The 14,637-nt window shown below is 73.1% G+C and carries 2 protein-coding genes; both read left to right on the plus strand.

The features are described from left to right. Window positions 1-37 precede the first annotated feature (37 nt). Window positions 38-9,415: a type I polyketide synthase gene (locus ABT061_RS34725; protein ID WP_350926051.1), complete on the plus strand. Its 9,378-nt coding sequence runs from the start codon at window positions 38-40 to the stop codon at window positions 9,413-9,415. A 14-nt stretch (window positions 9,416-9,429) separates the two neighbouring features. Further along, the gene (locus ABT061_RS34730) at window positions 9,430-14,616 is read left to right on the plus strand and encodes a type I polyketide synthase (RefSeq protein WP_350926053.1); all 5,187 of its coding nucleotides are present in this window, start codon (window positions 9,430-9,432) and stop codon (window positions 14,614-14,616) included. Window positions 14,617-14,637: the final 21 nt, after the last annotated feature.

The following is a 14,637-nucleotide window of genomic DNA, read 5'->3' on the forward strand; positions in this document are numbered from 1 at the left end:
AACAGCCTTTCTTGCCGGTTCACGATATGGAGCGAAGATGAGTCTCGACCATTCGACGTCAAACGAATGGGGAATCGAGCCGACCGACGCGATCGCCATCGTCGGAATGGCGTGCCGGCTGCCGCACGCGCCCGATCCCGGCGCGTTCTGGGACCTGCTGCTCCAGGGACGCTCCGCGATCACGGAGGCGCCCGCCGGCCGCTGGGGTGAGGCCGGCCCGGCTCCCCGCTTCGGCGGGTTCCTCGACGACGTCGACCGGTTCGACCCCGAGTTCTTCGCGATCTCCCCGCGTGAGGCGGCCGCGATGGATCCGCAGCAGCGCCTCGTCCTGGAACTGGCCTGGGAGGCACTCGAGGACGCCCGGATCCTGCCCGCCGACCTCGCGACCACCTCCACCGGCGTCTTCGTCGGCGCCATCGCCTCCGACTACGCCGCCCTGCAGCACCGGCGGGGGACGGAGGCCATCACCCGCCACACGATGACCGGCCTCAACCGCGGCCTCATCGCCAACCGGGTCTCCTACGCGCTGGGGCTCCGCGGCCCCAGCCTGACCGTCGACTCCGCGCAGTCGTCGTCCCTGGTCGCGGTCCACCTCGCCGCGACGAGCCTGCGCGCGGGTGAGTCCACCCTCGCGATCGCGGCGGGTGTGAACCTGAACATCGTCGTGGACGCCACCATCGCCGCCGAGAAGTTCGGCGGCCTGTCACCCGACGGGCGCTGCTTCACCTTCGACGCCCGTGCGAACGGCTACGTGCGCGGCGAGGGAGGAGGCGTCGTCGTCCTCAAGCCGCTGGCCCGGGCCGTCGCCGACGGAGACCGGATCCACTGTGTGATCCGCGGCAGCGCCGTCAACAACGACGGCCAGGCCATCGACCTCACCGGTGGCCTCACCGTGCCGAACCCGGACGCGCAGGCCGAGGTGATCCGGCTGGCCACCGAGCGCGCCGGAGTGGCACCCGATGCGGTCCAGTACGTCGAACTCCACGGCACCGGGACCAGGGTCGGAGACCCGATCGAGGCCGCGGCGCTCGGCGCCGCGCTGGGCGCGGGACGTGCTTCCCAGGACGCGCTCGTGGTCGGATCGGCCAAGACGAACGTCGGGCATCTGGAGGGCGCGTCGGGAATCGTCGGCCTGCTGAAGGTGGCGCTGAGCATCGGGCACCGGCGGATCCCGGCCAGTCTCAACTTCGAGACGCCGAACCCCGACATCCCCTTCGACCGGCTCAACCTGCGCGTGCAGTCGGGCACCGGCCCCTGGCCACGGCAGGAGCGGCCGCTCGTCGCCGGGGTCAGCTCGTTCGGCATGGGCGGCACCAACTGCCACATCGTGCTCGCCGAACCACCGCCCGCCAAGGCAGGTATCGATCCGGCTCCCGAGACCGAGGTGATCGCGTGGACGCTGTCAGGGGCGAGCGAGGCGGCGCTGCGCGGCCAGGCGGCCCGGCTGCACGCCTCCCTCACCGCACGTGACTCCTTCGATCCGGCCGGCGTCGCGTTGTCACTCGCCACGACCCGGACGGTGTTCAAGCACCGGGCGGTGCTCGTCGGAGAGCGCGCCGAGGCCCTCGACGGCCTGCGGGCACTCGCCGGGGGAGACCAGGCGGCCTGCCTCGTACGGGGCGTGAGCCGGACGGCCGGCGGCACGGTGTTCGTCTTCCCCGGGCAGGGATCCCAGTGGAAGGGCATGGCCGCGGACCTGTCGCGCACCTCGCCGGTGTTCGCCCGGCACCTTCGGGCGTGCGCGGACGCGCTCGCACCACACCTCGACTGGTCGCTGACCGATCTGCTCACCGGCCGCCCCGGCGCGCCCCCGCTGGAGCGGGTGGACGTCGTACAGCCCGCTCTTTTCGCGGTCATGGTCTCGCTCGCGCGGCTGTGGGAGTCGGCCGGCGTCCGCCCTGACGCCGTCATCGGCCACTCCCAGGGGGAGATCGCCGCCGCTCACCTCGCCGGTGCCCTCTCGCTCGACGACGCCGCCGCGGTCGTCGCCCTGCGAAGCCAGGCCATCGCCACCGTCGCGGGCACAGGTGCGATGGCCTCCGTCGCGCTCGGTGCGGGCGAGGTACGCGAACGGCTGGCTCGCTGGAGCGACCGGCTCGGCGTCGCGGCGGTCAACGGTCCCGCCTCCACCGTGGTCTCCGGTGACGCCGAGGCGCTCGCCGAACTCCTCGCCGGATACCGCGACGAGGGCGTCCGGGTCCGCGAGATCCCCGTCGACTACGCCTCCCACTCGCCCCAGGTCGAGCCGGTGCGCGGGCGCCTCCTCGACGCGCTGTCCGGAATCCGGCCCCAAAGCTCGGCCGTCGCCTTCTACTCCACCGTCACCGGTGGCTGGCTCGACAGCGCCGCTCTCAGCGCCGACTACTGGTACCGCAACCTGCGCCAGAGCGTGGAGCTGGAACAGGCGGTCAAGGCCGCCGTCGCCGACGGGCACCGCGCGTTCGTGGAGAGCAGCCCGCACCCGATCCTCACCGAGGGCGTCCGGGCGAGTGCCGACGACGTCCTGGCGATCGGTACGCTCCGGCGTGGCCAGGGCGGCCTGCGGCAGTTCCTCACCGCTCTCGCCCAGCTCCACGTGGACGGCGGAACCGTACGCTGGCCGGATGTCATCGGCGCCGGGGCGGTGCCGGTCGACCTGCCCACCTACGCCTTCCAGCGCCGGCGCCTGTGGATCGACACCTCGTCCGCGCCCGCCACGCGCCCTGAGATCCTCAAGGACGCCGAGGAGGCCCCGGCGGCAGGGGACGTCCCGGCCTCGGCACTTGCCGTCCGGATCGAGGGGCTCGGTGATCAGGAGCGGGACCGCGCGGTCCTGGACCTGGTCCGGACAAGCGCGGCGATCGTGCTCGGCCACCCGGTGGGGGACGCGGTCGGCGAGGATCTCACGTTCAGGGACCTCGGCTTCGACTCGGCGGCGGGGGTCGAGTTCCGTGACCGGCTGGCCGCGGCGACCGGGCTGCGCCTGCCCGCCACGCTCGTCTACGACCGCCCGACGCCGCAGGCCGTCGCCGTCTATCTGCGCGACGAGGTCGCCGGTGCCGTCCCGGGCCGGGAAGCCCCCGCGTCGGCGAGGCCGGTGGAAGGCGAGCCGATCGCGATCGTGGCGATGAGCGGCCGCTGGCCCGGCGGAGCCGGGACGCCCGAGGAACTGTGGCGGCTGCTGCTGTCCGGCAGGGACGCGATCGGCGGTTTTCCCGACAACCGGGGCTGGGACGTGGAGCGGCTCCTGGCCGCGGACGGGCCGGGCACCTCCGTCACCCGGGAAGGCGGCTTCCTGCACGACGCCGACCGGTTCGACGCCGCCTTCTTCGGACTGAGCCCGCGCGAGGCCGCGGCGATGGACCCCCAGCAGCGACTGCTGCTCGAAACGTCGTGGGAGCTCTACGAGCGGGCCGGGATCGACCCCTCCAGCCAGGGCGGTAGCCGTACCGGAGTGTTCGTCGGCGTGATCCCGCAGGAATACGGCCCACGCCTGCACGAGACGTCGCAGGGCTACGAGGGGCATGCCCTCACCGGCACCCTGAGCAGTGTCGCCTCCGGCAGGCTCGCCTACACACTGGGGCTGGAAGGCCCGGCGATCACCGTCGACACCGCCTGCTCGTCCTCCCTGGTGGCCATGCACCTGGCGATCCAGGCGCTCCGCGCCGGCGAGTGCGAGCTGGCCGTCGCCGGTGGGGTCACGGTGATGTCCACGCCGGGCATGTTCACCGAGTTCAGCCGCCAGGGCGGGCTCGCGCCCGACGGCAGGTGCAAGCCGTTCGCGGCCGCGGCGGACGGCACCGCGTGGTCGGAGGCGACCGGACTCGTCCTGCTGGAACCGTTGTCGGCCGCCCGGCGCCGCGGGCACCGGGTGCTCGCCGTCGTCCGTGGCAGCGCGGTCAACCAGGACGGCGCCAGCAACGGGCTCACCGCTCCCAACGGCCCCTCGCAGGAGCGGGTCATCCGCGAGGCCCTCGCCGGCGCGGGACTGTCGCCCGCCGACGTCGACGCCGTCGAGGCGCACGGGACGGGGACCACGCTGGGTGATCCGATCGAGGCACAGGCACTGCTGGCGACCTACGGACGCGACCGCGAGGGCAGCCCGCTGCTGCTCGGCTCGTCGAAGTCGCACATCGGCCACACCCAGGCAGCCGCGGGCGTCACCGGCGTCATCGCGATGGTCCAGGCCCTCCAGCACGCGATCCTGCCGCCGACCCTGCACATCGACCGGCCGTCCCCGCACGTCGACTGGACGGCGGGCGCCGTCTCACTGCTGACCGAGGCCACCGCGTGGCCACGGACCGGTCGCCCCCGCCGGGCCGCCGTCTCCTCCTTCGGTATCAGCGGCACCAACGCCCACCTCGTGCTGGAACAGGCGCCAGAGGAGACCGGGACGTCCGAGCGTACCGACGAGCCCGGCCTCACCCCGTGGGTCCTCTCGGCGAAGTCCGAGGACGCGCTGCGCGAGCAGGCCGCACGGTTGCGGGCGCGAGTGGCGGCCGATCCCGCACTCGGCGTATCCGATGTCGGGTTCACCCTGTCGGTGGCCCGCGCCGCCCTGGATCACCGCGCCGTCGTGCTCGCCACAGGCCGAGAGGAGTTCCTGGAGGCGCTGGACTCCCTCGCCGCCGGTGGAGTCACCCCGGCTGTCGTGCGCGGCACCGCCGCCAGACCGGGCGGGCTCGCCTTCATGTTCACCGGCCAGGGCAGCCAGCGTCCCGGCATGGGACGAGAACTCGCCGCGGCCTTCCCGGTGTTCGCCGACGCCCTCGGCGCCGTCGCCGCGCACCTGGACGGCCACCTCGACCGCCCGATCCTCGACGTCATGTTCGCCGAACCGGACAGCGCCGACGCCGCGCTGCTGGACACGACCGCGTACACCCAGCCCGCGCTCTTCGCCTTCGAGGTCGCCCTCCACCGGCTGGCCGAGTCCTTCGGTCTGCGCCCCGACTACCTCATCGGCCACTCCGTCGGCGAGCTCGCCGCCGCCCACGTCGCGGGTGTCCTGTCACTGTCCGACGCCGCGACCCTCGTCGCCGGCAGGGGCAGGCTCATGCAGGCGGTCGAGGCCACCGGCGCGATGGCGGCACTGCAGGGAACGGAGCAGGAGATCCGGGCGCTCCTGGCGGACCACCGCGGCGAGGTGGACATCGCGGCGGTCAACGGTCCCGACTCCGTGGTCGTCTCCGGAGACGAGGCCGTGGTGGGGGAGATCGTGTCGCGCCGGCGCGGGGAGGGCCGCAGGGCCAGGCGGCTCCAGGTCAGCCATGCCTTCCACTCGCCGCACATGGACGCGGTGCTCGACGACTTCCGGCGCATCGCGGCGAGTCTGGACCTCGCCGCGCCGCGCATTCCGGTGATCTCCAACCTCACCGGCCGCCTGGCCGCGGCCGACGAGCTACGCGACCCCGGCTACTGGGTCCGGCACATCCGGCATGCCGTCCGGTTCCGCGACGGCATCGCGACCCTGCGCGACCTCGGTGTGAGCGACTACCTCGAACTCGGTCCCGACGCGGTCCTGACCGCTCTGGCCCACGACTGCCTCGCGGGAACTCCGCCACGCACCCTGGCCGCCGCGTCCCGCCCCGATCGCCCGCAAGCCCAGACGTTCGGTACGGCCCTGGCCCACCTGCACGTTCACGGCGTGAACGTCGACTGGCGGGCGGCTCTGAACGGCCGCGACGCGAAACTGGTCGACCTGCCCACCTACGCCTTCCAGCGCCGCCGGTTCTGGCTGGACACCTCCCCGGCCGTCTCCGGCACGGCCGCCGCGGGCCTGGAGACGGCCGGGCACCCGCTGCTGGACGCGGTGGCCGACCTGGCGGGCGGCGAGGGCTCGCTGCTGACCGGCCGCCTCTCGCCACGCACCCAGCCCTGGCTGGCCGACCACGTGGTCTCCGGCGGCATGCTGCTTCCCGGCACGGCGTTCGTCGAGCTGGCCCTGCACGCCGCGGACCGGCACGGGGGTCTGCGCCTCGACGAGCTGGCGCTGCAGGCACCCCTGGTGATCCCGGAGCGCGGCGAGGTCTGGGTGCAGCTGTTCACCGGCGCCGACGACGGTTCCGGCCGCCGCCCGCTCGCCGTCCACTCCAGGACCGGCCCGTCGGAGAGCTGGACCCGCCACGCCACCGGTGTCCTGACCGCCGCCACCCCCGCGCCCAGGCAGGAGGAGGCCGGCGCCTGGCCGCCGCGGGGAGCGGTCCCCGTCGATCTGGAGGGCCTGTACGAGCGGCTCGCCGACCAGGGATACGAGTACGGCCCCGCCTTCCGCGGGCTGGTGGGAGCGTGGCGGCTGGGCGACGACATCCTGGCAGAGGTGCGGCTGCCGGACGAGCACCTCGCCGAGGCCGCCGGGTACGGCATGCACCCGGCCCTGCTCGACGCCGCCCTGCACGCGGTCGTCGGGATCACCCTCGTAGCCGACGAGCGGGGCATCCGCCTGCCGTTCTCGTGGAACGGGGTGTCGCTGGAGGCGTCGGGCGCGACCGTGCTGCGCGTGCGGATCACACCGACCGGCCCCGACACGGTCGGGATCACCGCCACCGACGCCACCGGCGAGCCTGTCGTCTCCGTCGAGTCCCTCACGTTCCGGCCCGTTGCCCCCGGGGGGCTCGGTACCCCCCGTACGTCGAGCCACGCGATGCCCTATCGGCTGGACTGGGTGCCCGCACCCGCCGCCCGGACGCCGATGCCGGCCCGCTGGACGGTGGTCGGAGCCGGCCTCGACATACCCGACGTGCCGATGGCCGCCGACCTGGAGGCGTCACGGGCGGCCGTTCCTGATCTCCTGCTCATCTCCGCGACCGGCTGCGGCGCGGCGCCGGATTCGGTGCTGCCGCAGGCGCTGCACACCGGCACGGTCACCACGCTGGACCTGCTGCGCGAGGCGCTGCTGGACGAGCGGTTCGCGGCCACCCGGGTGGCCGTCGTCACCCGGCGCGCCGTCGCCGTCCATCCGGGGGAGGACGTCGAGGATCTCGCGCACGCCGGGCTCTGGGGACTGGTCCGCACGGCACAGACCGAGTTCCCCGGCCGCGTCGTCCTGCTCGACCTCGACTCGCACCCCGGGTCACGAGCGGCCATCGCGGCGGCACTGGCCACGGGTGAGAGCCAGCTCGCGGTGCGCCGCGGCGAGATCCTCGTCCCCCGGCTCGCCCGGCCGGCGGCGGACGACGCCCTCGATCTTCCCGACGAGGCCTGGCGGCTGGACGCCACCGGCTCGGGCACGCTGGCCGACCTCGCGCCGCTGCCCGCTCCCGAGGCGGAGCGCCCGCTGGCAGCGGGAGAGGTCAGGGTCGCGCTCAGGGCTGCCGGGCTCAACTTCCGCGACGTGCTCATCACTCTCGGCATGTATCCCGGCGACGCCAGGATCGGCGCCGAGGGCGCGGGCGTCGTCGTGGAGACCGGGCCCGGTGTGACCGGTCTGGTGCCCGGCGACCGCGTCATGGGCCTGGTCCAGGGGACCGTCGGCCCCCTCGCGGTCACCGACCGGCGCTACCTGACGCGGATCCCCGCCGGATGGTCGTTCGCGCAGGCCGCCACCGTGCCGGTGGCCTTCCTCACCGCCTACCACGGTCTCGCCGACCTGGCGGGCATCCGCCCCGGCGAGCGGCTGCTCGTCCACGCGGCCACCGGCGGCGTCGGCATGGCCGCCGTCCAGCTCGCCCGGTACTGGAAGGTCGACGTGTACGGCACCGCCGCGCCTGCCAAGTGGGACACCCTGCGCGAACAGGGACTTGACGACGGCCACATCGCCTCCACCCGCACCCTCGACTTCGAGGCCGCGTTCCCCGCCGTCGACGTCGTTCTCAACTCCCTCGCCCACGAGTTCACCGACGCGTCCCTGCGACTGCTGGCGGACGGCGGCCGGTTCGTCGAGCTGGGCAAGACCGACCAGCGCGACCCCGTCCAGGTCGCGACGGCCCACCCGGGCGTCACCTACGAGGCGTTCGACCTGTTCGAGGTGGACCCCGGCCGGATCGCCGAGATCCTCGACGTGCTCGCCGACCTGTTCGACAGCGGCGCCATCTCGCCCCTGCCGGTCACCGCCTGGGACGTCCGGCACGCCCACCACGCCCTGCGCCATCTCAGCCAGGCACGGCACACCGGCAAGCTGGCCGTGACCCTGCCCGCTCGCCTCGACCCGGCGGGCACCGTCCTCGTCACCGGCGGCACCGGAACGCTGGGCGCCCGCACCGCGCGCCATCTGGTCACCAGGCACGGGGTCCGCCACCTGCTGCTCGCCGGACGCGGCGGCCCGGACGCGCCGGGCGCCGCGCGACTGCACGCGGAACTCACCGCGCTGGGCGCAGAGGTGCGGATCGCCGCGGTCGACGTCGCCGATCGCACCGGCCTGGCCGCGCTGATCGACTCCGTACCGGCGGGACACCCGCTGACAGCCGTCGTGCACGCCGCCGGCACACTCGACGACGGGGTCCTCGGCTCGCTCACCGCCGACCAGGTAGGCGGGGTGCTCCGGCCCAAGGCCGACGCCGCCTGGTACCTGCACGAGCTGACCCGCGATCTCGACCTGTCCGCCTTCGTGTTGTTCTCCTCCACGGCGGGCATCCTGGGCAACGCGGGCCAGGCCGGCTACGCCGCCGCGAACGCCTTCCTCGACGCCCTCGCCCACCACCGCCGCGCGCACGGCCTGCCGGCCACGTCACTCGCCTGGGGGCACTGGGCGGAGAGCAGCGGCATGACCCGCGACCTCAGCCGGGCGGACCTGGCCCGGCTGGCCCGCGCGGGCCTGCCCGCCATGCCGACCGGGTACGCGCTCGCCCTGCTCGACGCCGCGCTGGCCATGCCGGACCCGGTCGTGGTGACGGCCAGGCTGGCCCCCGAGGCGACCGGTTCCCCGCTGCTGCGAGGACTGGCCCGGAAACGGCCCCGGCGGATCGCCGTACCGGCGGCGGGGACGGCCTCCCTCGCCGAGGAACTGGCCGGCCGGCCGGAGACCGACCGACTGCGCAGGCTCCTGGCACTCGTACGGTCCACCGCGGCCGCCGTGCTCGGCCACCCGGACCCCGAGGCCATCGCCCCCGACCGGGGGTTCCTCGACGCCGAGTTCGACTCGCTCAGCAGCATCGAGCTCCGCAACCAGCTCGACAAGGTCACCGGGCTGAGACTGCCCACCACCCTCGTCTTCGACCATCCCACGCCGGTCGCGCTCGCCGCGTACCTGCGGACCCGGCTTGTCCCGGCTGAGACGCCCGAGACGCCCGGCCCGGAGTCCGAGCTGGACCGAATCGAGGCGGCCCTCGCCGGCGGGGCCATCGACTCCGGCACGCGAGAGCGGGTCCTGGTCCGGCTGAACGACCTGCTGACCAGGTGGGGTGGGCCGAGACCCGCTCCGGAAGACGATCTCGGGCGCATCGACGCGGCCACGAACGACGAGATCTTCGAGCTCATCGACAACGAACTTCGCCTCTCGTGAAGGGCACCCCTCCCATGGCTGATGAAGAGAAGCTCCGTACCTATCTCAACCGGGTGACCCTGCAGCTCCAGCAGACCCGGCGGCGCCTGCACGAGGTCGAGTCCGCCGGCAGGGAGCCGGTCGCGATCGTGGGAATGGCCTGCCGCTTCCCCGGCGGGGTCACCTCGCCGGAGGACCTGTGGCGGCTGGTGACCGCGGAGCAGGACGTGATCGGGCCCTTCCCCACCGACCGCGGCTGGGATCTCGACGGCCTCTACCACCCCGACCCGGACCGCAGCGGCACGTCCTACGTACGCGAGGGTGGATTCCTGTACGACGCCGCCGAGTTCGACGCGGAGTTCTTCGGGATCTCGCCGCGCGAGGCGCTGGCGACCGATCCGCAGCAGCGGCTGCTCCTGGAGACCGCCTGGGAGGCGCTGGAGGACGTCGCCGTCGACCCACTCGCCCTGCGTGGCAGCGACACCGGCGTGTTCGTCGGCGCCATCGCCCAGGAGTACGGCCCCAGCCTTCACCACCGGCCGGTGTACAACACCGACGGCTACCTCCTCACCGGTAACACCACCAGCGTGGCGTCGGGCCGGATCGCCTACACGTTCGGGTTCGAGGGGCCCGCGGTCACGGTCGACACGGCCTGCTCGTCCTCACTCGTCGCCCTGCATCTCGCCGCTCAGGCGCTCCGGCTCGGCGAGTGCTCCTTCGCGCTCGCCGGAGGTGCCACGGTCCTCGCCGCACCCGGGATGTTCATCGAGTTCTCCCGCCAGCGCGGGCTGTCACCCGACGCCAGGATCAAGGCGTTCGCCCGGGCGGCGGACGGCACCGCCTGGGCCGAAGGCGTCGGGCTGCTGGCGCTCGAACGCCTCTCGGACGCCCGCCGCAACGGTCACCGGATCCTGGCCGTGTTACGTGGCAGCGCGGTCAACCAGGACGGTCGCAGCAGCCAGCTCACCGCTCCGAATGGTCCGTCGCAGCAGCGGGTGATCCGGCAGGCGCTGGCGGGTGCGGGGTTGTCGGTCTCCGAGGTGGATGTGGTGGAGGCGCATGGGACGGGGACCAGGTTGGGTGATCCGATCGAGGCGCATGCGTTGCTGGCGACGTATGGGCAGGGGCGGTCTGCGGGTCGGCCGTTGTGGTTGGGGTCGGTGAAGTCGAATATCGGGCATTCGCAGGCGGCGGCGGGGGTGGCCGGGGTCATCAAGGTGGTTCAGGCGATTCGTCATGGGGTGTTGCCGAAGACGTTGCATGTGGATGAGCCGTCGCCGCATGTGGACTGGTCGGCTGGAGCGGTCGAGTTGCTCACCGAGGCGCGGGCCTGGCCGCGGACGGAGGGACCGCGTCGGGCGGGGGTGTCGGCGTTCGGGGTGAGTGGCACCAATGCTCACGTGATCATCGAGCAGGCTCCGGATGATCCCGCCTCGGCCGTCCCCGTCCTGGCCGGCTCGTGGGAGGGCGAGGCCACTTCGAATGAGGCGTCTGTCGATGGTCCCGCCTTGGCTGCCTCTGTCCCGGCCGGCTTGCGGGAAGGTGAGGCCGCCCTTGGCCGGGGGGCTCAGGACGCGGTGTTGGCTGGGGCCGGTGGGGTGGTGCCGTGGGTGGTGTCGGGGCGGTCGGTGGCCGGGTTGCGGGGGCAGGCGGCGCGGTTGGCCGGGTTCGTGGGGGCCGATGCTCGGCTGAGTGCCGGGGATGTGGGCTATTCGCTTGCTCGTGGCCGGGCGGTGTTGGAGGAGCGGGCGGTGGTGGTGGCCGCCGGGCGGGAGGAGTTGCTTTCGGGGTTGGGGTCGTTGGTGGCGGGGGAGTCGTCGGCGTGTGTGGTTCAGGGCCGGGCTGGGGGTGGGCTGGCGTATTTGTTCACTGGTCAGGGCAGTCAGCGTGCGGGGATGGGCCGGGAGTTGTATGGGCGGTTCCCGGTGTTCGCGGCGGCTTTTGATGAGGTGGTCGCGGAGTTGGATCGTCATCTGGGCGGGGTGTCGGTGCGGGAGGCGGTGTTCGGTGCGGAGGGGTTGCTGGATCGGACGGTGTTCACCCAGTCGGGGTTGTTCGCGTTGCAGGTGGCGTTGTTTCGGTTGTTGGAGTCGTGGGGGGTGGCTCCCGACTTTGTGGTGGGGCATTCGGTTGGGGAGTTGTCGGCTGCTCATGTGGCGGGGGTGTGGTCGCTGGCCGATGCGGCCAAGGTGGTGGCGGCGCGGGGCAGGTTGATGCAGGCGTTGCCCTCTGGTGGGGCGATGGCCGCGATCGAGGCCACTGAGCGGGAGGTGCTCGACGCTCTGGCAGGGGTGAGCGGGGCAGCTGTTTCGGGAACGGCCGGTGGGGCGGCGGTCGAGGTGCTGGGCGCCCTGGGTGGTTTCGATCAGACGGGGCCGGACGAGACGCGGAGGAACACTCCGGGCGGCTTCGATCGGGCCGGTGCGCGCGGGGTGGGGATCGCGGCGGTGAACGGTCCTTCGTCGGTGGTGGTCTCCGGGGATGAGGATCTGGTGTCGGCGGTGGTGGCCGACTTCGCCGGGCGGGGGCGGCGGAGCAGGCGGCTGACGGTCAGTCATGCGTTCCACTCCTCCCGGATGGAGCCGATGCTGGCGGAGTTTCGGCGGGTGCTGGAGGAGGTGAGGTTCGCCGAGCCGCGGATCGCGGTGGTGTCGACGTTGACCGGGCGGGCGGTGACCGGTGGTGAGCTGGGTGATCCGGGCTACTGGGTGCGGCAGGTAAGAGAGCCGGTCCGGTTCGCCGACGCGGTGGGTGTGCTGGACGCGGCGGGGGTGACGACGTTCCTGGAGCTGGGTCCTGACGGGGTGTTGTCGGCGATGGTGCGGCAGGTGTTGTCGCTGGAGCGGGTGGTGGTTCCGGTGTTGCGGCGGGAGCGGTCGGAGGAGGTCTCGGTGGTGACCGCGTTGGGTCACGCGTTCGTGCATGGCAGTCCGATTGATTGGGAGGTGGTCTTTCCCGGTGCGGGCAAGGTGGACCTGCCCACCTACGCCTTCCAGCGACAGCGCTACTGGCTCGACGCCACCCGGCCGGACGGTGGTGAACAGTCAACGGACGCCCGGTTCTGGGAGCTGGTGGAGAGCGCGGATGCCGAGCGACTCGCGGACGCCCTCGGTCTCGGCGACGGGGACGCGCGCGGTTCCCTGAACACCGTGCTGCCCGCGATCACGTCGTGGTGGGACCGGAGGCGCGCCCGCTCTTCCACGGACTCCTGGCGCTACCGGGTGGTCTGGAGACAGGTCAGGTGGACTTCGGTGGATCGCCTGTCGGGAACGTGGCTCGTGCTCGTCCCCGAAGGGGAGGCGGCGGCGTGGGCGGAACCCGCCGAGCGCGCCCTGACCGGCAGCGGAGCGGACGTCGTCCGGATCGTCGTGACCGATGCGGATCGGGCGAAGCTCGCCGCCCAGCTGGGGTCGGTGGACCGGGTCGCGGGACTGCTTTCGCTCCTCTCCGCTGCCGAGAGCCCCGCTGTTGAGAGCCCTGCTGTTGAGAACGCGACAGAGGAAGCGGCGGATGCGCAGGTCACCGTCCCCTGGGCGTACGCGGCGAACATGGCGCTTCTCCAGGCGATGGACGACGCGGGCCTCGCCGCGCCGCTCTGGTGCGTGACCCGCAACGCGGTCTCCACCGGGCCCACGGACGAGGCGACGGATCCCGCACAGGCGCTCACCTGGGGACTGGGCGCGATCGCGGCGGTCGAGAGTCCCGCGCAGTGGGGCGGTCTGGCCGACCTTCCCACGACGGTGGACGACCTCCTCTGGGAACGTCTCGCGGGTGTGCTGAGCGCGGAGCCGGCCGGACGGGAGATCGAGGTGGCCGTGCGCAAGTCCGGCCTGTACGCGCGACGCCTGATCCACGCGCCCCTGACCGAGGGGGCCGGACCGTCGGCCAGGGGCGGGTGGAACCCGGAGGGCACCGTCCTCGTCACCGGTGGGACAGGCGCGCTCGGTGCGCACGTGGCGGCCTGGTTCGCCGGGCGAGGAGCCAGACACCTGCTTCTGGTCAGCAGGCGGGGGGAGGCGGCACCCGGCGCCGCCGAACTCGGGGCACGGCTCGCCGACCTGGGGACCCAGGTCACCTTCGCCGCGGCGGACGTCGGTGACCGGGACGACCTCGCCCGCGTACTCGCCTCGGTGCCGCCGGAGCATCCGCTGACCGCCGTGGTGCACACGGCCGCCACGCTGGACGACGGTCTGATCGCGGCGCTCACCCCCGACCGGCTGGACCACGCCCTGCGGGTCAAGGCCGTCGGCGCCCGGCATCTGCACGAGCTGACCCGCGATCTCGACCTGTCCGCCTTCGTGCTGTTCTCCTCGGTCGCCGGCATCTGCGGTGTCGCGGGTCAGGGCAACTACGCGCCGGGAAACGCCTACCTCGACGCGCTCGCCGCGCACCGCCGGGCAGCCGGTCTGCCGGCCACCTCGATCGCCTGGGGACAGTGGGCGGGCGGCGGCATCGTCACCTCCGAGGCGGCCCTGACCCTGGCCAGGAACGGCCTCCGCGGCCTCCCTCCCGAACTCGCCGTCACCGCGCTGGGCCAGGCGCTCGATCACGACGAACCCCACGTCGTCATCGCCGACATCGACTGGAAGATCATGTTCGAGCACCGGCCACATCCCCTGGTGAGCGAGCTTCCGAAGATCGTCCAGGCCCGCCTCCAGGCACCCGGGGCCGCTGCCGAGCCGACCGGGACGGACGTTTCCGAACTGGTACGGCAGCTCGCCGATCTGGCGGAGGCGGAGCAGCGCCGGACCCTGCTACGGCTGGTCCGCCTCCAGGTCGCGGCGGTGCAGAGCCACTCGTCCCCCGAGGCGGTCGAGGCCGACAGGAGGTTCCGGGACCAGGGATTCGACTCGCTGGCCGCGGTGGAGCTGCGCAACCGGCTCGGCGCAGCGACCGGGCTGCGGCTGCCTCCCTCGATCGTCTTCGACCATCCCACCCCGACGGCTCTGGCCGGCTACCTGCACGCGGAGCTCGTACCGCGCGCCGACGCGACGGCCACGACGATCACATCGATCCTGGCGGGGATCGAGGCGCTGGAAGCGACCCTCTCGAAGGCCTCGGTGAGCGATGCCGAGCGGGAGGTCGCCGCAGCCCGGCTGCGGAGGCTCACCGCGACATGGGGCGACGTGACGCCGCCTGCGGACGCCGTCACGGACGAGTTGTCGTCGGCGAGCGACGACGAACTCGTCGAGTTCATCAGCAGAACGCTTGGAATCTCCTGAACCGCGTGCTTGAGAGGGACA

The sequence above is a fragment of the Streptosporangium sp. NPDC002544 genome (assembly GCF_040295965.1).
GTDB lineage: Bacteria > Actinomycetota > Actinomycetes > Streptosporangiales > Streptosporangiaceae > Streptosporangium.

Bases quoted from the DNA above. Each gene is read 5' to 3' on its own strand.
- ABT061_RS34725 (WP_350926051.1), top strand. From the start codon at position 38: ATGAGTCTCGACCATTCGACGTCAAACGAATGGGGAATCGAGCCGACC.
- ABT061_RS34730 (WP_350926053.1), top strand. From the start codon at position 9,430: ATGGCTGATGAAGAGAAGCTCCGTACCTATCTCAACCGGGTGACCCTG.